Genomic DNA, 20,180 nt, shown 5'->3' on the forward strand with positions numbered 1-20,180 from the left:
GTCACGGCGCGCGCGGAAAAGACCTTCTGGAGCTGTGCCAGGTCGCTGGGCTCAGCGCTCTTCGGGCGCGGCCAGCGCCGGGGCCGGCGCCGGGCCCAGCACCAGCACGCTGTTGGGCGGCAGGTTCAGGCGCAGGTGGTGGGTCTGGCCGTGCCAGCCTTCTTCCCTGGCCTGCAGCTCCGGTTGCTGGGTGCCAAAGCCGCCGTATTCGCCGTCGTCGGTGGACAGCAGCAGGCGGTAGGGGCCGCCCTGCGGTACGCCCACCGGATAGCCCTCGCGGTACACCGGGGTCAGGTTGGCCACCACCACACTCCAGGTGTCACTGTCGGGGTCGCGGCGCACAAAGGCGTACACGCTGTTTTCGGTGTCGTCGGCGCTCAGCCACAGCAGGCCCTCTTCCCTGGTGTCGCCCACATGCCAGTCCGGGCGGGTGCGGTACAGCCCGTTGAGGCGCCGCACGAGGTTCATCACGCCCCGGTGGTCGGGGTGGTCGGCCAGATGCCAGGGCAGCGGGGCGTCGTGGTTCCATTCGGTGGGCTGGGCGAATTCCTGGCCCATAAACAGCAGCTTCTTGCCCGGTGTGGTCCACATCAGGGCCAGAAAGGCGCGGTAGCCGGCGCGCTGGGCGTACCAGTCGCCCGGCATCTTGGCCACCATGCTCTTTTTCAGGTGTACCACCTCGTCGTGGCTGATGGCCAGCACGTAGTTCTCGCTGGTGCGGTACACGTTGAAAAAGGTCAGGGCGTGGTGATGGTGCGCGCGCCACAGCGGGTCCTGCTCGAAATAGCGCAGGCTGTCGTTCATCCAGCCCATGGCCCACTTGTAGTCAAAGCCCAGGCCAAAGGGGGTGGGCGTGGTCACGCCGGGAAAGGAGGTGCTTTCCTCGGCGATGATCATGCAGCCCGGGGCCATGTGGTGCGCCACCTCGTTCAGCCGCTTGAGAAAGGCAATGGCTTCGAGGTTCTCGCGCCCGCCGTGAATGTTGGGCACCCATTCGGTGCGCGAGAAATCCAGGTACAGCATGCTGGCCACCGCGTCCACCCGCAGACCGTCAATGTGAAAGTCCTGCAGCCACTTCAAGGCCGAACCGATCAGGAACATCACAACCTCGTTGCGGCCATAGTCGAAGATGTAGGTGTTCCAGTCCTGGTGAAAGCCCCGCCGGGGATCGGCGTACTCGAACAGCGGCCCGCCGTCAAAATGTGCCAGCCCCGCAGTGTCGGTGGGAAAATGCCCCGGCACCCAGTCCAGCAGCACGCCGATGCCCAGGCCATGCAGGTGGTTGACGAAATACTTGAAGTCTTCCGGGCTGCCCATGCGGCTGGTGGGCGCGTAGTACCCGGTCACCTGATAGCCCCACGACCCGTCAAAGGGGTGCTCCATGACCCCCAGCAGTTCCACGTGGGTGTAGCCCATGTAGGCCACGTAGTCGCCCAGGCGGTGCGCGAGATCGCGGTAATTCATGAACCAGCCGTCGTCCCGCCGTGCCCAGGAGGGCAGGTGCACCTCGTAGATGCTGACCGGGCGCTCCAGGCCGGGCCCCCGGGCCCTCATCCAGCCGTCATCGGTCCAGGTAAAGGGCTGGTTCCAGATGATGCTGGCGGTGGCGGGGCGCACCTCAAAGAAGGTGCCGTAGGGGTCCATCTTGTCCTCGGTGCGGCCATCCTGGGCGGTAATGCGGAACTTGTAGCGCTGCCCATGGCGGGCGGCCGGCACAAAGGCCCCCCAGAAGCCAAAATCCAGGCGCTGCAGGGGATGGTCAAAGCCGTTGAAGCCGTTGAAATCGCCCACCACGCTCACATGGTGGGCATTTGGGGCCCACACACCGAACCGCACGCCCTCCACACCGTTTTCCGTCATGGGGTGTGCCCCCAGCAGATGATCGGGCCGCACGAGGTCCGCCGTGACCAGTTTTTGCAGGTGCCCATGATCCAGCGGAAGCGGTTCACTCATGGAGCAAAGTCTAGCGGCGCCCTGGGGCGGCCCGGCACAATCTGACGGGAAGGTAAAGACAGGGGGCGGGATGCGGTGGGGGGTGTGGTGAAGGTTGAGGGGGTAAGGGGGCCGCATGGGTCAGGGCCGCGTGATGACCTCGCCTGAGCGGGTGGTGACTGTCAGGATGGGCCGCGCAGGGTTCGACACATCAACGGCGCAGCTGGCAATGCTCCGGGGCGCCGTCATGTCAGGGTAATTTGCGAAGCAGTCGCCGCCTTTGGCCTTTCCGTTCAGACTCTCGGCGTACACCGTCATGTAAACGCCCATCACATAGGCGTTGATCCCAGCGCTCTGGGCTTCTTCACGGGCACTGAGAAGCCCTGGAATGACTGAGGTCACGAGCACCGTGAGCTGTAGCAAGAGCGACAACAGCAGATGAGCACCCACAATGCCCCACTTCATCCGGGGAGACAGCGCCTCCCGGGTCCACCCCTGCGCCCGCTCTTTGGCATACGTGTCGCGGTAGTGCATGAGCATGAACGCGATAGCGACGCAGGCCAGCACCTGCCCGGCGTTGCCCCAGTTGATGACGGCGAATCCAACCCCATACATTGTGGCCAACCAGGCCACATGCATGGGAAAGCGGTTGAGGTAGGTAAATCCAGCTCCTGGTGCAAGAAAGGTCAACAAGAGGCCCAACCAGTAGTGGGGAGGCTTGGGCGTCAACGTGGCCGCGACTGAGGACACCGTGGTCATGAGATGAGATTATTATGGGCTTTCTTGCACAAATCTTTAATTATTTATTTGGCCAGCACGTCTGAGTGTGACCAGCCTCACGCCGATTTGCGCCATGTTCTAGCGGCTGGGGCGCGGCCCGGGATTCTCCCCCACCGCACCCGACCTCCTGCCTCCCGCTTACACCTTCACCAGCCAGCCCTCCGGCGCCGGGCGGTCCCCGAACTGAATGCCCGTCAGCTCGTCGTACAGGCGCCGGGTCACCGGGCCCACCTGGGTTTCGCTGTGGAATACGTGGAACCTGTCGCCGTGCTGAATGCCGCCGATGGGCGTGATCACGGCGGCCGTGCCACAGGCGCCCGCCTCGCTGTACTCGCCCAGGCGGTCAATGTACACGTCGCCTTCCACCACCTTCAGGCCCAGGCGGTGCTCGGCCAGGTGCAGCAGGCTGTACTTGGTGATGCTGGGCAGGATGCTGGGGGACTTGGGCGTCACGAAGGTCTGCCCGTCTTTGGTAATGGCGAAAAAGTTGGCGGCCCCCACCTCTTCAATCTTGGTGTGGGTGGCGGGGTCCAGGTAAATGGCGTCGGCGAAGTGGCGCTCTTTGGCCTCAAAGCCGGGCAGCAGACTGGCGGCGTAGTTGCCCCCCACCTTGGCCGCCCCGGTGCCGTGCGGCGCGGCGCGGTCGTAGCCGGAGGTGATGAAGTTGTGCGGGGTCAGGCCGCCCTTGAAGTAGGCCCCCACCGGAATGGCGAACACCCCGAACAGGAATTCCGGCGCCGAGCGCACGCCGATGTTGTCGCCCACGCCAATCACGTAGGGGCGCAGGTACAGCGCGCCGCCCGTGCCGTAGGGGGGAATCCAGTGGTCGTTGGCCCGGACCACCTGACGGCACGCGTCAATAAACTGCTCGGTGCTCACCTCGGGCATCAGCACGCGGCGGCAGCTTTCTTGCATGCGCGCGGCGTTCTGGTCGGGGCGAAACAGGTTCACGCTGCCGTCGGCGGCGCGGTAGGCTTTCAGCCCTTCAAAGCATTGCTGCCCGTAGTGCAGGGCCGTAGAGCCCTCGCTGATGTGCAGCACGTTGTCCAGGGTCAGCTGGCCGCTGTCCCACTGTCCGCCGCGCCAGTGCGACAGGTAGCGTTCATCAGTGCGGATATAGCTGAAGCCCAGAGTGGACCAGTCGAGGTTCACCGGCGGACGGGGCGTGGCAGGCGTCGTCATGCCCCGATTGTGGACCACGGCGCCGGGACCGGTCCACCAGGAGCGGACAGCAGGAGGGCGGAACGTGGCTGGCCGCGCGAGGCGCCTCGGAACAGGCGACCAGGGCCGCCTGCCCCCAGCACACGCTTTACGCTTCGGCCTCCACCACATACCGCCGGAAGCGTTCCAGAATCGCCAGCCCCACCGCGCCGCTTTTTTCGGGGTGAAACTGTGTGGCATGCAGGTTGCCCTGGCTGAGGGCTGCCCAGAAGGGCACGCCGTATTCGGTCAGTGCCCCGGCGTCCACCTCCGTCTCTATGGGCACGTAATAGGAGTGCACAAAGTAGGCGTAGGCCGGGCAGGCCAGGTCGCGCAGCAGGGGGCTGTCGCCCACCTTGTCCAGCGAGTTCCAGCCCATCTGCGGCACCTTCAGGCCCGGCACGGCCTCGAACCGGCGCACGGTGCCGGGTACCAGCCCCAGCCCGCGCACCCCGGGCGCCTCCTCGGAGCCCGAGAGGAGCATCTGCATCCCCACGCAGATACCCAGCAGCGGCGTGCCGGCCTCTGCTGCGTCCAGCACCGGCTGGCGAAAGCCGCTCTCGTCGAACGCTTCCATCACCTGCCGGAAGTGGCCCTGGCCCGGCACCACCACCGCCCGCGCGCCGGGCACGTCGGCGGGGTCGGCGCTGACCTTCACGGTCATGCCGGCCCGCTCCAGCGCCTTGGCCGCACTGCGCACATTGCCCGCGCCGTAGTCCAGCAGCAGCACTTCCGGCGCGCTCACAGGCTCCCCTTGGTGCTGGGCATGGCGCCGGAGGTCACGGCCACCGCGTCGCGCAGGGCGCGGGCCAGGGCTTTCATGATCGCCTCGATCACATGGTGCGCCTCGCGCCCGGCCAGCAGGCGCACGTGCAGCGTGACCCCGCCGTGGTTGCACAGGCCGCGCAGAAATTCGCGCAGGTGGTAGTGGCTCATGCCGCCCGCCGCGCCCCACACGTCCAGCGTTTCCGGCTCAAAGGCCAGGTGCGCCCGGCCGGAAAGGTCCACCACCACATGGGCCAGCGTTTCGTCCATGGGCACAAAGGCGCTGCCGTAGCGCTCAATGCCCTTGCGGTCGCCCAGCGCCTGGGTCAGCGCCTGCCCCAGCGTGATGCCAGCGTCTTCAATCAGGTGATGGGGCTCAATGTGCAGGTCGCCTGTGGCCTGCACATTCAGGCCCAGGCGGGCGTGGCGGGCCAGCGCGTCCAGCATGTGGTCAAAAAACCCGTGCCCGGTCTGGGGCGGGTCGTAGGCGGCAGAATCAAGGTCCAGGCGAACGGTGATGTTCGTTTCGCTGGTCTGGCGGGTCACAGTGGCCGAGCGGCTCATGGGCTGCATGCTAGAGCGTTCGGGCGCCCCTGGACCGTGGCTTGTCGAGGGGGCAAGGTGAGCCCAGGCCCAGAACAACGCCCCAGCCATTCTGCCTTGACCGTAATTCTATTCTGTTATAAACTAAATCCATGAAACTGAGCGATGTTCAGAAACGACTCCAGGCCCCGTTTCCCGCTCATATGGTGGCGTGGAAGCCCGGTGCGATCAGCAAGGACCGGGGGCGCGCCCTGATGCTGGCCCACATTGACGCCCGCGCCGTGCAGGACCGTCTGGATTCCATCTGCCCCGATGGCTGGAGCTTCGAGGTAGAGATTGTGTCCGGCACCCGCCTGCCCACCGTCAAGGGCCGCCTGACCGTGCTGGGCGTGACCCGTGAAGATATTGGCGAGGCCCCCGAGGGCGACCTGGGCACCCTGAAGGCGGCCAGCAGCGACGCCCTGAAGCGCTGCGCCGTGCACTTTGGCATTGGCCGCTACCTGTACGACCTGCCCAAAACCTGGGCCGACTGGGACGATGCGGGACGCAAGCCCGTGACCACCCCCGAACTGCCCGACTGGGCCCGCCCCGACCACGAGCGCACCCCTGGCGGCGCCCACCTGATGCAGGCCATGGAACAGCTGCGCTACGAACTGCCCGAGGACCTGGAACTGCAGCGCGAGGTCTACAAGCACCTCAAGGCCGCGCTGGGCAGCCTGCACCCGGGCTCGCCCCAGACCGGGCGCGCGGCATGATCTGGCGCGGACGCAGCGGCGACCGCCCCGGCGCTGGCCAACTGCTGACCTTCACCCTTTCCTTGCTCCTGCTGATGCTCCTGGGCGGCACCCTGGCCCGCCTGCTCTGAGTCCTGCCCCAGGCGGGATTTGCCCTTGCCTTGTCACCACCAGAGTACGCACAGTTCTCGGCAGCCACCCTTACGCTGGCCGCATGACCTGGAACCCCGAGGTGTATGACCAGTTCAAGGCCGCCCGCAGCGCCCCAGTGCAGGACCTGCACGCGCTGATTCCCGAGCGGCCCTACCGCCGCGTGGTGGACCTGGGCTGCGGCACGGGCGAGCACACGCTGGCCCTGGCCCGCCGCTTCCCAGGCGCGCAGGTGACGGGCCTGGACAGCAGCCCCGAGATGCTGGCGCGCGCCGCCCAGCACGGAGCGCCCAACCTCCACTTTGTGCCAGGAGACATCGCGGCGCTGTCCGGCACCTTTGAGCTGATTCACGCCAATGCTTCGCTCCAGTGGCTGCCCGACCACCCGGCGCTGCTCCCCAGGCTGTGGAGACACCTGACCCCGGGCGGCGTGCTGGCCGTGCAGGTGCCCGCCAACCACGACCACCCCAGCCACCGCCTGCTGAGCGAAACCGCCGCCGACTTTGCAGAGGAACTGGGCGGCTATACCCGCTTTGGCACCGCGCACGGCGCCTCGCCGGTTCTGAGCCCGGCCGCCTATGCCGAGCATCTGGACGCCCTGGGGGCCCATGACATCACGGCCCTGAGCAAGGTGTACCCGGTGGTGCTGGACGGCGCTGAAGGCCTGATCGCCTGGACACGCGGCACGGCGCTGGTGCCCTACCTCTCGCGGCTGGATGACGCCACCGGGGCGCGCTTCCTGGCCGCTTACCGGGCAAGGTTGCAGGCCGCCTTTCCCGGCGAGCGGCTGTATTACGCCTTTACCCGGGTGCTGTTTGTGGCCAGCAAACCGGCAGAGTCAGGCCGGGCGCTCTGAAAGCCGGTGACCGCGCTCACGACCCAGCGCGCCTTCCGGGCGAACGGGTGGTGAACAGGACAGAGGGCCATCGCGGGCAGAACTGAAGGGCACTTGCCCAGCCCAAGGCATGGAACATGCGGCTCTTCTCAATGAGCCCACAGCCGGAGGTCATCCCTGCAGGTCAAAGCAGTCCCCTTGTAATGGGCACCCGCGCCCGCCTCAGTCCAGCAGGTCCCTGGGGTCCAGGTTCTGTTCCACCAGTTGCGGGGTCAGCAGCATGACCAGCCGCGCCATCTTGCCCGAGCGGTCCCTCACGTTGCCTTCCATGAGGTACAGATTCTTGAACATCCCGTCGCCCAGGCGGTACATGTTCATGACCTCGCCGTCCTTCTTAGCGGCCTTCAGAAAGATCAGCTGCCGCGCGCCCACGAACTCGGCCGCCTTGCCCCTGGGGTTAACCAGCATGATCGCCCAGTGCTCGGGGCTGAGCTTGGGCATGTACATGAACATCAGGGCTTCGGTGGGCACGCCAGCGGGCTGCGCCCACAGCTGCATGATCAGGTCCGTGCCCATGCGGGTGTCCATGACCGGCTTGGTTCTGGCCTGCCCGGTGGCATACGACCACATGGTTTTCGAGTAGTCGGCGGCCTGGGCCAGCCCGGCGGCCCCCAGGGCAGCAGCGGCCAGTGCGGTGCGGGAAAAGCGGGCGAGCGTGTTCATCGCCCCCAGCATGGCAGCCAACCGCCCGGCACGCGGCGGGATGTGCGGCCCGTTGGGGGGGACATGCCCCCAGCACCGGCCCGGCCTAGGCACCGCGCTTTTTCGTGCCCCGCATGGGCGCGTGGCTCCAGGGATCATCCGGCCACGGGTGCTTGGGGTAACGCCCACGCAGATCCTTGCGCACCTCGAAATACGACGAATTCCAGAACGACCGCAGATCCTGCGTGACCTGCACCGGCCGCCCGGCGGGCGACAGCAGGTGCAGCAGCACCGGTGTGCGGCCCCCGTTGACGGCCGGCGTATCGGCCAGGCCGAAGAGTTCCTGCAGCTTCACCGCCAGAATGGGCGCCTCGCCGGGGCGGTAGCTCAGGCGGATGCGGCTGCCAGTGGGCACGGTGAGGTGGGTGGGGGCCAGTTCCTCCAGCTGCGCGGGCAGCGGCCAGGGCAGCCTCGCCTGCAGGGCGGGCAGGAGGTTCAGCCGCCCCAGATCCTCGCGCGTGCGGGCGCTGCCCAGGTGCGGCGCGAGCCAGACGTCCAGCGTGTCCAGCAGGCCGGCGTCGGTCAGGTCCGGCCAGGCCTCGTCCGGGCGCCAGTGCCGCAGGGCATTCACCCGGTCGCGCAGGGCCTGAGCCTCGGGGCCAAAGGTCAGCACGCCCAGGCCCTCCTGGCGCACCGCGTCCAGCAGCGCAGCCACGCGGGCACCCGGGGGCAGGTCGCGCAGGGGCCGCGTCTCCAGCACCAGGGCGCCGCAGCGCTGCTCCTGCTGCGCTACCAGGGTGCCGGTGCGGCTGTCCCAGCGCACCACGTCCACCCACGGTGCCCCGGCGGCCAGCACCGCCGGGTCCAGGGGCGCGGCCAGGAAAATGCGCCCCTCGGCCTGCGCGGCGTCCAGGTGGGCCACCGCCAGGGCCCGGGTGCCCGCCAGCGCGTCGCCCTCGGGCAGCGCCGCGCCCTGGCCGCCGGCCAGCAGAAAGCGGCCCCGCCGCAGGCCTGAAGCCGCCTCGCGCGCCAGGGCCGCCCGCTCGGGGTAGGCGCGCGCCACCAGGGCGCCCACGGCGTAGGGGTCCGGCGCCGCGTCGTCCGGGCGCACGCCCAGCAAGCCGCGCCACTGCCGGGAGAGGCGCTCGGCGCGTTCCAACACCGCCGCGTCGCCGCCCTGCGCCTCGCGGCGGCGCCACGCGCGCAGGGCCGCCACCCGGTCGGTCAGGTCAGCGCCGCTGCCGGGCGGCAGGGGGTCGCGTTCTTCCAGCAGCGCAGCCACATCGGCGGCCAGGGCGGGGGCCTCGCGCCCGGTCAGCAGGTGGGCGAGGCGCGGGTGGGTGGGAAAGTCCAGCAGGCGCTTTCCCTCGGGCGTGATCCGGCCAGCGCTGTCCAGGGCTCCCAGGCCCCGCAGCAGGTCCCGGGCGGTCTCGATGCGGCGCGCGGGCGGCTGGTCCAGCCACCACAGGGCGGCCGGGTCCGTGACGCCCCACTGCGCCAGTTCCAGGGTCAGCGGCGCGAGGTCGGCCTCCAGCACCTCGGGTGGGCGGGCGGCAGGCAGCAGCGCCTGGGTGCGCTCGCTCCAGAGGCGGTAGGCCACCCCCGGGGCCGTGCGTCCGGCGCGGCCTGCGCGCTGCGCCGCCGCGTCCTGCGTGACCCGCCCCGTGACCATGCGCGAGAGCCCGGTGGCCGGATCAAACTGCGCCCAGCGGCTCTGGCCGCCGTCCACCACCACCCGCACGCCGTCTATGGTCAGTGAGGTTTCCGCGATGCTGGTCGCCAGCACGACCTTGCGCTGCCCCCCTGGGTCCGGGCGCAGGGCCCTGTGCTGCTCGCGCACCGGCAGGTCGCCGTACAGGGGCAGCACCGCCGCGTCCACCCCGGAGAGCAGCCCCATGGCCCCGCGAATCTCGCGCACGCCGGGCAGGAAGGCCAGCACGTCGCCCTCGTGCGCCAGGAGCGCCGCGCGCACCTGCCGGGCCACCGCGTCCTCCACGCGGCCCACCGGGTCAGCGGCCAGATACCGCACCTCCACCGGGTAGGCCCGCCCCGCACTCTCCACCAGGGGCGCTCCCAGTCGCCCGGGCAGCGCCGGGTCCAGGGTGGCGCTCATGACCAGCACGCGCAGGTCGTCGCGCAGGGCGCCCAGCAGGTCGCGCAGCAACGCCAGGGCAAGGTCGGCGTTCAGGGACCGTTCGTGAAACTCGTCCAGAATGACCAGCCCCACCCCCGCCAACTCCGGGTCGCGCTGCAGCCGCCGGGTCAGGATGCCCTCGGTCACCACCTCCAGCCGGGTCCCGGGCGACACCTGCGCCTCAAAGCGCACGCGGTACCCCACCGTCTCCCCCACCCGCTGGCCCAGCCCCTCGGCCAGCCGCGCCGCCACCGCCCGGGCCGCCACCCGCCGGGGCTGCAGCATGATGATCTTCTGCCCGGCCAGCCAGGGTTCATCCAGCAGGGCCAGGGGCAGGGCGGTGCTTTTGCCGGCGCCGGGGGGGGCCTGGACCACCACCAGGGAGTGCGCGTGCAGGGCGGTTTGCACGGCGGGGATGACTTCGTGGATGGGGAGGGTCACGGGGGGCATGGTACGGGGGAAGGTGGGGTCTTGTGGGATGGTTGGGGGTCGGGGTGGTTTGGGCGGGGTCGTTTGCCCGTTTGCCCCACCCCCCAGCCCCCTACCCCAGACTCGTAGAGCTGCGCAGCAGAGGGGCAGGGGGAGCAGACGTCGCCACTGGGCAACGTTGACTGACGGTGTAGGGCGGCCAGACTTCGCCCCTGCGGTGCACGCCGTCGCACTTCTCCGCCCATCGCCCCACGCCCGCGCGCTGCGCGCACGACGGCTTCGGTTGCTTGCCCCGTAGAGGGGACAGGTGGGGACGCTTCAGGCACGAGGTTCTCCTTTGAAAAACACAACAGCCAACAGCGGCTACGGCCCTTTGCCCTTCAAAGTAGAACCTACTGGGCCGCACCAAGTTCCTTTGCCACACCACCGCCCAGGTCCAGACGAGGCCGTCGTGCCCGCAGGGCGCGGGCCATTACGCTGGACGGCAGGATGGCGTCGAGGCCGGACACGTTGACGAAGAGAGCGAGCCTGGCAACGCCAGTAAAAACTCTTGCCTAGCGCAGCGCTGCTCCCCCCGTCCCCTCTGCTGCGCAGCTCTACGAGTCTGGGATGGGGGGCTGGGGGGGTGGGGCAACGCCAGCAAACGCTATCGCCCAACCAGAAAGCCCCCCCTCACCCCAACCCCAACACCCCCCGCAAATCCCCCAGCACCACCTCCGGCACCTCGGCCCCCAGCCCATGCCCTGTCGGCAGATACGCCGCCCGCAGCCCCACCGCCTGCGGCCCCCACACGTCATTGCGCGGCGAGTCCCCCACAAACCACGCCGCCGCCGCCGCCACCCCCAGCCGCGCCAGCGCCAGCTCGTAGATGCGCGGGTCGGGCTTACTCAGGCCCACCACCTGACTGATCACCACATCGTCCACCAGCGCCGTCAGGCCGCAGCGGTCCAGGCAGGCGCGCTGCACCGCTGCCCAGCCGTTGGTGACCACTCCCAGGCGCACCCCCCGGGCGCGCAGTTCACGCAACACGTCGTGGGCGTGGGGCATGGGCACGGCGTGGGCCATGTGGCTGGCATAGTGGTCCAGCAGCGCCTGCGGGTCATGGCCCAGGCCAAATTCCTGCGCCAGCTGGGGCACCACCAGGGTCTTGGAGCGGTACCCGAAGTCGTCCAGCTGCACAAAGCGTTCGGCGTAGCCGCCCGGCAGGGCAAAGCGCGCCGTGTGCTCGGCCAGCCACGCCTGCAAGGTGGCCGCGCGGTCGTGCAGGGTACCGTCCAGATCAAAGAGAATGGCGCGTGGGGACATGATGAGCATCGTACACACGACACTCAGAAGAGGCTCAGGACGCCTCCCCTTCCCCGCCCGGTTCACCAGGCGATTTGTGAAAGGCGGCGCCCAGGTGCCGCACCTCCTCGTGAATCAGGGTGGTGTTCAGGGACACGGCGGCGATCATGCCGCTGGCCGCCGCGCTCATCACGTACTGCGGCGCGCCGGTCATGTCTCCGGCGGCCCACACGCCACGCACGCTGGTCATGCCGTGTTCGTTGACCACCACGCGGCCCTTGTCGTTCAGCGCGCAGCCCAGGGCGGCCGGCAGGGTGCTGCGCTGCTGCTGGGTGGGGTTCAGGAACAGGGCGTCCAGGCACAGGGCTTCAGACGGCCCGGGGACAGGGGCTCCTGGGGCCTTCGGGACCCCCGGGCGAAAGCGCACCCGCAGGTCGTGGCGCCCACCCAGGCGCAGAACGGGCGCGGTATAGAGCGGAATGCCCACCCGGCGCAGGTCTTCCCGCTGCTCGTCGGTCAGGTTGTCGGGGCCGTCGGTCAGCAGGGTCACCCGCTCGGACCACGAGCGCACGCTCAGGGCAAGGTGGTGGCCCTCCTGTCCGGACCCCAGCACGCCCAGCCGCGCGTCCCGGTTGGGCCAGCCGTCGCAGTAGGGGCAGTGATGGACGGTCGCGCCCCAGCGTTCGCGCAGGCCGGGCACTGTGGGCAGCACGTCGCGCACACCGGTGGCAAACAGCAGCCGCCGCGTCCGCACCCAGCGGTCCTCCAGCCGCAGGGCAAAGCCGTCCGGCTCGGGGGCCACCTCGCGGGCCAGTTCGGGGCGCACCGTCACCGCGTAAGGCGCCAGGTCCCCCAGCCCCAGCGTTTTCAGGGTCACGGGCGTGGCGCCGTCGCGGGTAAAGACCCCGTGGGCCGCCTGGGCGCGGACGTTGCGCGGCGGGCCGCCGTCCAGCAGCAGCACCCGGCGCCCGGCGCCGCCCAGCACCAGCGCGGCGTTCAGGCCAGCGGGCCCGGCACCCACCACCACGGCGTCATACAGGGCCGGCGGGCTCATGGGTTCCCCTGGGGCCCGGGGCGCACGCTGAGGTCCGGCAGGGTCGCGTCACGCGGGGCGTTCAGGGCAAAGGCGATGGTGGCTGCCACCGTCTCCGGCTGAACAAAGGCCTCCGGGGTGTATGCGGCCCCTTCCTGTGCGCGCACTTTCTGCTGCATGGGAGTGGCGGTCCGGCCCGGATACACCGAGGTCACCCGCACCCCGTGCGCGGCCTCTTCCTCGCGCAGCGCGTCGGCCAGGGCTTTCAGGGCAAACTTGCTGGCGGCGTAGCTGCCCCAGCCCGCATTCGCCCGCAGCCCCGCGCCGCTGTTCACGAACACCACGGTGCCCTGTTCGGCCCGCACCCGGGGCAGCAGCAGCCGGGTCAGTTCAGCGGGGGCCACGGTGTTCACGGCCAGGGTATGGGTCCAGACCATGTGGTCCTGCCCGGCCACCGCGCCCAGGTCCACCACCCCGGCGCCGTGCACGAGGTTCGTGACCCGGCCCAGCCCGCCCACCACGCCGGCAAAGGTCTCGGGGTGCGTCAGGTCCAGGGGCAGCGGCTGGGCGCCCAGGTCGGCACACAGACGGGTCAGGGCCGCGCCGCCCCGGCCAGTCAGGATCAGGTCGTGGGTGGGGGCCAGCAGGCGGGCCAGCGCCGACCCGATGCCGCCAGACGCGCCAGTAATGAGGGTCACGGGCCGGGGTGTGGTCATGCCCCCGACCTTACTGCAGCGCCTTGAGCACGCACCAGCCGCGTGTGAAAATACTGTTCCTGAAACCGGATGATGGTGCCGATGGCGTCGTCGCTCCAGTCGGTGCCGTCGCGCGCCACCACCAGTTTGTCCTCGGCGTCGTTCAGGCGCTCAATCACGGCGATCACCTCGCCCTCGGCTTCAGGCACCGCCGTGTCCCAGCCCAGCAGGTAGGCGTCTACCGGCTGCCCGTCGCCGCCCAGCGTGCCGGGCAGCTCGCCGTAATTCACGGGATAGCGCAGGTCCGGATGGCGCGGATGCACCGAGCCCAGCGGGCGGTCCACCACCACGCGCACCCGCTGGCCCAGGTAGGCGCGCAGGTCACGCATGAGAGACCTCAGCCAGGGCGCGCCGCACCAGACGGTCCGCCGCGCGGGTGGTCTCGGGCAGGCGGTACCGGGGACTCAGGCGCAGCACCCAGGCCAGGGCGGTGGGCAACGACACCCGGTGCCCGACCGACACGTAGACCGGCCGCACACCGCTCTGGGTGCGCAGCGCCGCGCCCAGCACCTCGGGGCCGTCCAGCAGCGGGGTCCACTCACCCCGGGGGAGGCCCGGCACTGTGTCCTCACCCGTCAGGCGCGTTTTGCCGCAGCCGATGGTGGGAATGTTCAGCGCCAGCCCCAGATGACAGGCCAGACCGAACCGGCGCGGGTGGGCAACACCGTGCCCGTCGCAGACGATCAGGTCCGGTCGGCGGCTCAGGCCCTGCACCGCCCGCGCCACCGGTGGGCATTCCCGGAAGGAAAAGAGGCCCGGCACATATGGAAAGCGCGCGTGGTCCCGCAGGGTCACCTCCTCCAGCACCGTCAACGAGGGAGCGTCCAGCAGCACGGCGGCCGCCACCAGTTCACCGCTGGACTCGTGATAGGCCACGTCCACTCCGGCCACGGTCGTGACCGGGCCCAGATCATCGCTGGCCAAGACCTGCCCTGCCCAGCGGCGCTGCAGCGCCTCGGCCGCCTGCGCACTGGCCGGGACCTCCAGCAGGGTGGCAGGGTCCAGCGATGATCTGGTCAAGGGCTGATCAGGCCTCATCTCGCCGCCTCGGCCTGAAACAGATCGGCCACTCCCTGGGCGATGGCCTGGGCCATGCGCTCCTGGCCGCCGGGGCTGTGCAGCAGGCGCAGGTTGCCGGGGTCGGTCAGATAGCCCAGTTCCACCAGCACGCTGGGCTGGGTGGTGGGCCGGGTCAGGGCCAGATCGGCGCCGGGCTTCAGGCCCGTCCCCGGGCCCAGGTCGGGCAGGCGCTCACGCAGGGCCGAGAGCAGCGCGGCGGCCAGCGGCTGCGCCTGCGGGTGGGTGAAGTACACCTCCGGGCCCCGGATGCCGCGTGGATCGCGGCCGTCGGGCAGGGCATTGGCGTGAATGGAAATCAGCAGGTCGCTGCCAGCGGCCTCCGCCAGCAGGCCGCGTTCCACCAGCCCCAGGGTCACGTCCCCGCTGCGCGTGAGGTTCACGCTGGCCCCCTGGGCCCGCAGCAGCTCGGCCGCGCGCAGGGCGATAGGCAGCACCAGGTCCTTTTCCGGCACCCGCAGGCTGCCGGCCCCGCCGTTCTGGCTGCCGCCGTGGCCCGGGTCCAGGGTGATCACGCGCCCGGCCAGGGGCCGCGCCGGGTCCAGGGTGGGCGGCAGGCGCAGGGTCAGGCGCAGCTCGTCTCCATCGGGGTTGGCGGTAAAGCCCCACAGCGGCGCGGCCAGTACCGCGCTGATCTGGGTGATCCCGCCGGCCAGCGGCTGCACCTCCAGGCGCTCCAGCGGCCAGGGCAGCGGCCCTGCCGGGGGCGTGAACGGCGCCAGGGGCGGCCCATACAGGGTCAGGGTCACCCGCCGCGCCGAGGGCTGCTCCAGGGTGAAGGGGGGCCGCGCCGCGCCCAGCGGCAGGCGCAGGTGCAGTTCGGGGGCGGGCCGGGCGACGGGGCCAGGCTGGGCCGGGCCGGCGACTTTGGGCAGAGGGGCAGGGGCCACCGGGACCGGCGTGTCTGGGGCCAGGGGCCCCGGCACCGCGTCCACCGTGATGGCCCCGCCGGCGGGCGTGGGCGGCGCGGCAAAGCCCAGCGGCGCCACCTGGGCCGCTGTCACCAGGGCCCCTACCCCCGGGGCCAGGCGCACACGCAGGTCCGGACCCACGCGCCCCACGGCGCGAAAGGTCATGGCCTCGCGGGGGTAGAGCAGCGGCTGCCCGCTCAGGGTGGTCAGGCGCGTGCCTGCCGCGTTCACGCCCAGCCCCGGCACGCTGCCGGGGGGCTGCAGAACCGTGCGGGCGGTGCCCGGCGCGCTGCTCAGGCGGCCGGGCGCCGTGGCGCTCACCGTGCGGCCGTCGCGCCCGCGCAGGCTGACCACCAGCGGCGCGGTGTTCAGCACGGCGCCCGGGGGCAGCGTGTAGGCGCCGCTGTACACCCCGGCGGGCCCCTCGGTCAGGGGCTGGGCCGGGCCGCCCGCCACCCGGACACTGGCCTGCCCCCCGGGCGAACCCTCAAAGCGCACCGGCACGCGGCGCTCGGCGGCGGTGTCGCCCGCCGGGTCCCAGAACTCCAGCGGCTGCGCGGGCTGCACGCTGGCGCGCGCGATGGCCGTGGGCGTGGCCGGCAGGCGGGTGGGCACGGTGCGGATGACGGTCAGCACCCGGGCGGCACTCTGGCCGCCCTGGCGCGCCACCAGCCGCAGCGCGTTGGCGCCGGGCTTGAGCGGCCACCACGTGATAAACAGCCCGTCGGGGCCGGTGGGCACGGCCACGCCGCCCACGGTCAGGGCCGCGCCGGGGGCCACGCTGCCTTCAAGCAGCACGTGGTCAAAGGGCACCCGGTGGCCGTCCGGGGGGTAGGCCACGTACACGCTGGGGGCCGCCTGCGCCCCGGACAGGGCCAGCGCCGCACCCAGAACGAGGCAGGGCAGAGAAACGCGCATGCCCCCCGGGATAGCACGGCGTATGCTGCGGGGCGATGAGTGAAGGGCTACTGGCGGCATATGAAGCCCAGCTCCCTGCCTTCGAGGGCCTGCGGGAGGCGGCAGTGGCGCACACGGCCCGGTTGATTGCCGAGGCTGGACTCAATCTTCACCACGTCACGGGCCGGGTGAAAAAACGGCTGAGCCTGGAAGACAAGCTGCGGCGCAAGCCAGGGCGGTATCCCACGCTGGGCGACGTGACCGATCTGGTGGCGGTGCGCGTGATCACCTACTTCGAGTCGGACGTGGGGCTGGTGTCGCGCCTGCTTGAAGAGCACCACACCCTGGACTGGGACAACTCCATTGACAAGAGCAAGATGCACGACCCGGACCGCTTCGGCTACATGGGCGTGCATTACGTGGTGCAGGTGACGCCGGAGACCCCGGACCTCGGGGCGTACGCAGGCCTGAAATTCGAGGTGCAGATCCGCTCCATCCTGCAGCACGCCTGGGCCGAGATTGAGCACGACCTGGGTTACAAGAACCGCGAGGCGATTCCGCGCGAGGTGCAGCGGCGCTTTTACCGGCTGGCCGGACTGCTGGAAATGGCCGACGAGGAATTCATGGCCCTGCACCGCCTGTCGCGCGACTACGCTGCCACCCTGCCCCAGCGCGTGCGCGAAGCCCCCGACAGCGTGTTTATTGACGCCGCCAGCATGACCCACCTGCTGGCCCTGCCCCCGGTGCGCGACCTGGACGCCGAGGTGGCGCGCGAGCTGAATGTGCCGCTGCTGACCGGCTGGAACGACCCCGAGCGCCCGCAGCGGCTGGCCAAGCTGCTGCATTACGTGGGCGTGCATTCGGTGGGCGCGCTGCACAAGGAACTGCGGCGCCACCAGCGCGAGGTGGTGTGTCTGGCCTCGCTGGTGATGCCCGCGCTGCAGGTGGCCTGGACCCCGGCGGGCGGCGCGCGCCCCGGCACCAGCGTGGTGCATTACGCCCTGCTGCGCGCCTGCATGAACCCGGCCCTGAACCCCCACGAGATCGTGGCCCTGCTGGACCTGAGCGGGGTCCTGAGCAGCGAGCAGCTGGTGCAGGCAGTGCAGGACGCCTACACCCAGACCTGTCCGCCCCAGGCGGGTGTGTCAGGCCCCCCTGAAGATGAGGCCCGTGCCCCCGCAGCTTCGGGGCCTGACCTGACGGGCGACTGACATGTTGGGCGCACGCTGAAGGCGACGGAGAAGGGCGCGCGCCGACCGTCCTGGTCGGCCCGGCGAGCCCCACGTCAGGGGAGCTTCTGGCCATGAGCCAAGACACGTTCAGTCAGCCGCAAGTCAACACTGTCCTGTCGCCCCGACCGGTGGACCCCCTCTGGACCGCCCTGCAGCACCATGACCTCCCTCCAGCCCTGCTGCGGCGGCTGGCCCACACGCAGCGCTGGACCCCGGCCCAGACCCAGGCGGCGGCGCAGGAGTACCGGCGCTTCGTGTTTCTGGCCGCCACCTGCCCGCACCCGGTCACGCCGTCCCGCGCCGTGGACGAGGTCTGGCACCTGCACCTGACCTTTACCCGGGACTACTGGGAGTGCCTGACCCCCCTGCTGCCCCGCCCGCTACACCACGAACCCGGCGAGGGCAGCCCGGACGAGGCCGCGCGCTTTGCCGCGCAGTACGCGCAGACGCTGGATGCCTACGCCGCCGCCTTCGGGCACCCGGCCCCTGAAGAGCTGTGGCCGCGCCCCCGGCCCATGGCCGCCCGCGCCCCGGCGGCGCCCGCGCGCCGCACCCTGGGCCGTGTCCACCTGGGGGCGCTGGGCCTCGCCACAGTGGCCGCCCTGGTGGCCGGCATGACCTTCGCCTGGAGCGCAGCCGCGCTGTGGATCGCCCTGGGGGTCTTTGTGGTGGCCCTGCTGCTGGCGCGCAGCGCCGCGCGCCCCGGGCCCCGCCGGGTGTCCGGCGCGGGGCGCCGCGATGATGGCGGCGCGGCCCTGCTGAGCATGGGCGCCCTCTCGGGCAGCGACGACTGCGACCACGGCGGCAGCAGTGACAGCGGCGCGAGCGGTGGCGGCGACAGTGGTGGCAGCAGCTGCGGCGGAGGCGGCTGCGGCAGCTGAGCCACACCCCCGGCTGTGGCTGTGGCTGTGGCGGCGCCGCTTCTTCCTCACTGTGTTCAGGAGGCGCTATGGCCCCGCTTGCTCCCACAGTGCTGCGGCTGGTCGCGCTGCTCGCCCTGATCCTCGTGCTGCTCCTCCTGAAATTGTTCCGACCTGAGGCACTCGCAGCGCTGGAGAGCAGAGCAGGACATGGACGGAACCCGTTTTTCTCCTGCTCGCTCTGCGAAGCAGCTCTCCCAGTCCGCTTGAATGGAATCGTTTGCGGAAACGATTCCATCGGAGTCCGCGTAATACGGACGGCCGTCCATTTGCGTCACATCCGGGAAGAAGGGGGATGTTCCCCGCCTTCGGCTGGGGGCGGTCCAATTTCCCGAAATCCGTCTCTTTTCCTGCTCTGCTGTGCAGCGCTGCGCGTCCCTCCGGTCGGAAACATTCCGTCATGTGTTCCGGAATGTTTCGGAACTCGTAGAAGTCAGCGTGCCAGCACTGTAGAGGTCAGCGGGTGGCCAGACATCGTTCAGGACGCCGGGCCCGCTCAGCCGCTGTGCCAGCCCCTGCTGTGAAACTGTGCCTGTCCGGAAGGCGCAGCCCGGTTCATCGCCCTGTTGAGCCGGTTTGCCCCACTGGGCAGCAGCGGGCGCCGATGCCGGCCTCCCTCTTCACACCCAGGGCTCTGCCCTAGCTCAGCTTGGCCTTGAATTCCTGGTAGCCGAAGGTCTTGACGCGCTCGTAGGTGCCGTCCAGGCGCAGAATGCCAATGTCCGGGTGCTTGACTCCGTTGAAGAAGGTGGTCTTGACCATGGTGTAGTGGATCATGTCGTCAAAGACCACACGGTCGCCCACCGACAGGGGCGCCGGAAACACGTATTCGCCCACCACGTCGCCGGCCAGACAGGTGGTGCCGCCAATCAGGTAGGCGTGGCCGGGGGGCGCGTCCACAGCTTCGCGGTGGTCGTGTTCAGGCGGGTCACCGGCGCCCAGAATGCGCGGGCGGTAGGGCATTTCCAGCACGTCCGGCATGTGCGCCGAGACCGAGATATCCAGCAGCGCGGCGTCCTTGACGTTGTGCACCACGTCCAGCACGCTGCTGACCAGCCAGCCGGTCTGCCAGCCAAAGGCGCTGCCGGGTTCCAGAATCACATGCACGCCCCACTTTTCCCGGAAGGCGCGCACCACCCGGATCAGGCGGACGATGTCGTAGCCCTCGCGGGTCATCAGGTGGCCGCCGCCAAAGTTGACCCACTTCACCTGCCGCAGTACGTCCCCGAAATTGCGTTCCAGCACCTCCAGGGTGCGCTCCAGCGTGTCACTGTCCTTTTCGCACAGGGTATGAAAGTGCAGGCCGTCCACGCCGTCCATGAGGTCGGCGCGGAATTCACGCCGGGTCACGCCCAGGCGCGAAAAGGGCCCGGCGGGGTTGTACAGGTCCGTTTCCACCTCGGCGTATTCGGGGTTCACGCGGATGCCCACATGCACCGTTTTTCCGGCGGCGCGCGCAGCGTCCACCTGCGGCCTGAAGCGCTGCCACTGCGAGAACGAGTTAAACACGAGGTGATCGGCCAGCTCCAGGATGCGGGGAAACTCCTCGTCGCTGTAGGCGGGGGCGTACACATGCACCTCGCCCTGCATTTCCTCGTGCGCCAGCAGGGCCTCGTTCAGACTGCTGGCAGTGGCGCCGGTAATGCCGTATTCGCGCAGCAGAGGAAAGGCGGACCACATCGAAAAGCCCTTGAACGCCACGATAATCTGCGCGCCGCTCTCGCGCTGCACCTGCGAGATCAGGGCGAGGTTGCGGCGCAGGCGGGATTCGTCCAGCACGAAGGCCGGGCTGGGAATGGCCGCGAAATCCACAGAGGCCGCCGGGGTCACCGCCGGCAGGGAAAGATCAGAAGCCGTCATGAGGCAC

18 protein-coding genes are annotated in these 20,180 nt (G+C 70.0%); 4 read left to right on the forward strand and 14 right to left on the reverse strand.

Translation table 11 applies throughout. The features are described from left to right. Positions 1-51: 51 nt before the first annotated feature. From C8263_RS04765 to hisB, 5 genes are all read right to left on the reverse strand, one after another. Positions 52-1,953, reverse strand: a complete 1,902-nt coding sequence (locus C8263_RS04765; RefSeq protein ID WP_107136960.1) for a 1,4-alpha-glucan branching enzyme — start codon at positions 1,951-1,953, stop codon at positions 52-54. A 120-nt stretch (positions 1,954-2,073) separates the two neighbouring features. Continuing rightward, complete coding sequence (locus C8263_RS04770; protein WP_146160594.1) at positions 2,074-2,691, reverse strand: hypothetical protein; 618 nt, start codon at positions 2,689-2,691, stop codon at positions 2,074-2,076. A 159-nt stretch (positions 2,692-2,850) separates the two neighbouring features. Beyond that, entirely contained in the window at positions 2,851-3,894 is a 1,044-nt protein-coding gene (locus C8263_RS04775; RefSeq protein WP_107136962.1) for a branched-chain amino acid aminotransferase, read from the reverse strand. Between the two features lie 127 nt (positions 3,895-4,021). Then, entirely contained in the window at positions 4,022-4,657 is a 636-nt protein-coding gene (hisH, locus tag C8263_RS04780) for an imidazole glycerol phosphate synthase subunit HisH (protein WP_107136963.1), read from the reverse strand. Beyond that, complete coding sequence (hisB, locus tag C8263_RS04785) at positions 4,654-5,241, reverse strand: imidazoleglycerol-phosphate dehydratase HisB (protein ID WP_107137039.1); 588 nt, start codon at positions 5,239-5,241, stop codon at positions 4,654-4,656. The genes hisH and hisB overlap by 4 nt, the downstream gene beginning before the upstream one ends. A gap of 131 nt (positions 5,242-5,372) precedes the next feature. Here hisB and ddrA point away from each other — a divergent pair, with 131 nt between their 5' ends. Together ddrA and C8263_RS04795 are read left to right on the forward strand one after the other, a co-directional pair. Next, the gene (gene ddrA / locus C8263_RS04790) at positions 5,373-5,975 is read left to right on the forward strand and encodes a single-stranded DNA-binding protein DdrA (RefSeq protein ID WP_107136964.1); all 603 of its coding nucleotides are present in this window, start codon (positions 5,373-5,375) and stop codon (positions 5,973-5,975) included. Between the two features lie 193 nt (positions 5,976-6,168). Next, positions 6,169-6,960, forward strand: coding sequence for a methyltransferase domain-containing protein (locus C8263_RS04795; protein WP_107136965.1), 792 nt, complete (start codon positions 6,169-6,171; stop codon positions 6,958-6,960). A 201-nt stretch (positions 6,961-7,161) separates the two neighbouring features. Here the strand turns inward: C8263_RS04795 and C8263_RS04800 are convergent, their stop codons facing one another. The 8 genes from C8263_RS04800 to C8263_RS04835 form a co-directional block, all read right to left on the reverse strand. Further along, entirely contained in the window at positions 7,162-7,662 is a 501-nt protein-coding gene (locus C8263_RS04800; RefSeq protein ID WP_107136966.1) for a hypothetical protein, read from the reverse strand. Positions 7,663-7,747: 85 nt separating this feature from the next. Beyond that, complete coding sequence (hrpB, locus tag C8263_RS04805) at positions 7,748-10,225, reverse strand: ATP-dependent helicase HrpB (RefSeq protein WP_199188305.1); 2,478 nt, start codon at positions 10,223-10,225, stop codon at positions 7,748-7,750. A gap of 651 nt (positions 10,226-10,876) precedes the next feature. Further along, a complete protein-coding gene (locus C8263_RS04810; protein ID WP_233218647.1) occupies positions 10,877-11,509 on the reverse strand; it encodes an HAD family hydrolase in 633 nt (210 codons plus the stop codon). Positions 11,510-11,543: 34 nt separating this feature from the next. Further along, positions 11,544-12,542, reverse strand: coding sequence for an NAD(P)/FAD-dependent oxidoreductase (locus C8263_RS04815; protein WP_107136968.1), 999 nt, complete (start codon positions 12,540-12,542; stop codon positions 11,544-11,546). After that, on the reverse strand, positions 12,539-13,237 hold the full coding sequence (locus C8263_RS04820) for an SDR family oxidoreductase (protein ID WP_107136969.1): 699 nt from the start codon (positions 13,235-13,237) through the stop codon (positions 12,539-12,541). The genes C8263_RS04815 and C8263_RS04820 overlap by 4 nt, the downstream gene beginning before the upstream one ends. Next, positions 13,234-13,605: an inorganic diphosphatase gene (locus C8263_RS04825; RefSeq protein ID WP_107136970.1), complete on the reverse strand. Its 372-nt coding sequence runs from the start codon at positions 13,603-13,605 to the stop codon at positions 13,234-13,236. The genes C8263_RS04820 and C8263_RS04825 overlap by 4 nt, the downstream gene beginning before the upstream one ends. Beyond that, on the reverse strand, positions 13,598-14,296 hold the full coding sequence (gene nfi, locus C8263_RS04830; RefSeq protein WP_199188306.1) for a deoxyribonuclease V: 699 nt from the start codon (positions 14,294-14,296) through the stop codon (positions 13,598-13,600). Before nfi ends, C8263_RS04825 begins: the two co-directional genes overlap by 8 nt. A gap of 14 nt (positions 14,297-14,310) precedes the next feature. Then, a complete protein-coding gene (locus tag C8263_RS04835) occupies positions 14,311-16,182 on the reverse strand; it encodes an N-acetylmuramoyl-L-alanine amidase family protein (RefSeq protein ID WP_107136972.1) in 1,872 nt (623 codons plus the stop codon). Between the two features lie 35 nt (positions 16,183-16,217). On the opposite strand from C8263_RS04835, the gene C8263_RS04840 reads away from it, so the two are divergent. Further along, positions 16,218-17,372, forward strand: a complete 1,155-nt coding sequence (locus C8263_RS04840) for a GTP pyrophosphokinase (protein ID WP_107136973.1) — start codon at positions 16,218-16,220, stop codon at positions 17,370-17,372. Positions 17,373-17,464: 92 nt separating this feature from the next. Next, positions 17,465-18,274 (forward strand): glycine-rich domain-containing protein, encoded by an 810-nt coding sequence (locus tag C8263_RS04845; protein ID WP_107136974.1) that lies wholly within the window; start codon positions 17,465-17,467, stop codon positions 18,272-18,274. 678 nt (positions 18,275-18,952) lie between these two features. Here the strand turns inward: C8263_RS04845 and nspC are convergent. After that, a complete protein-coding gene (gene nspC, locus C8263_RS04850) occupies positions 18,953-20,173 on the reverse strand; it encodes a carboxynorspermidine decarboxylase (RefSeq protein WP_107136975.1) in 1,221 nt (406 codons plus the stop codon). Positions 20,174-20,180 lie beyond the last annotated feature (7 nt).

The sequence above is a fragment of the Deinococcus arcticus genome, from assembly GCF_003028415.1.
Classification (GTDB): Bacteria; Deinococcota; Deinococci; order Deinococcales; family Deinococcaceae; genus Deinococcus; species Deinococcus arcticus.

Bases quoted from the DNA above. Each gene is read 5' to 3' on its own strand.
- C8263_RS04810 (WP_233218647.1), bottom strand. From the start codon at position 11,509: ATGTCCCCACGCGCCATTCTCTTTGATCTGGACGGTACCCTGCACGAC.
- C8263_RS04770 (WP_146160594.1), bottom strand. From the start codon at position 2,691: ATGACCACGGTGTCCTCAGTCGCGGCCACGTTGACGCCCAAGCCTCCC.
- C8263_RS04815 (WP_107136968.1), bottom strand. From the start codon at position 12,542: ATGAGCCCGCCGGCCCTGTATGACGCCGTGGTGGTGGGTGCCGGGCCC.
- hisB (WP_107137039.1), bottom strand. From the start codon at position 5,241: ATGAGCCGCTCGGCCACTGTGACCCGCCAGACCAGCGAAACGAACATC.
- ddrA (WP_107136964.1), top strand. From the start codon at position 5,373: ATGAAACTGAGCGATGTTCAGAAACGACTCCAGGCCCCGTTTCCCGCT.
- C8263_RS04820 (WP_107136969.1), bottom strand. From the start codon at position 13,237: ATGACCACACCCCGGCCCGTGACCCTCATTACTGGCGCGTCTGGCGGC.
- C8263_RS04845 (WP_107136974.1), top strand. From the start codon at position 17,465: ATGAGCCAAGACACGTTCAGTCAGCCGCAAGTCAACACTGTCCTGTCG.
- C8263_RS04800 (WP_107136966.1), bottom strand. From the start codon at position 7,662: ATGAACACGCTCGCCCGCTTTTCCCGCACCGCACTGGCCGCTGCTGCC.
- C8263_RS04795 (WP_107136965.1), top strand. From the start codon at position 6,169: ATGACCTGGAACCCCGAGGTGTATGACCAGTTCAAGGCCGCCCGCAGC.
- C8263_RS04840 (WP_107136973.1), top strand. From the start codon at position 16,218: ATGAGTGAAGGGCTACTGGCGGCATATGAAGCCCAGCTCCCTGCCTTC.
- hrpB (WP_199188305.1), bottom strand. From the start codon at position 10,225: ATGCCCCCCGTGACCCTCCCCATCCACGAAGTCATCCCCGCCGTGCAA.
- C8263_RS04825 (WP_107136970.1), bottom strand. From the start codon at position 13,605: ATGCGTGACCTGCGCGCCTACCTGGGCCAGCGGGTGCGCGTGGTGGTG.
- C8263_RS04775 (WP_107136962.1), bottom strand. From the start codon at position 3,894: ATGACGACGCCTGCCACGCCCCGTCCGCCGGTGAACCTCGACTGGTCC.
- C8263_RS04765 (WP_107136960.1), bottom strand. From the start codon at position 1,953: ATGAGTGAACCGCTTCCGCTGGATCATGGGCACCTGCAAAAACTGGTC.
- nspC (WP_107136975.1), bottom strand. From the start codon at position 20,173: ATGACGGCTTCTGATCTTTCCCTGCCGGCGGTGACCCCGGCGGCCTCT.
- C8263_RS04835 (WP_107136972.1), bottom strand. From the start codon at position 16,182: ATGCGCGTTTCTCTGCCCTGCCTCGTTCTGGGTGCGGCGCTGGCCCTG.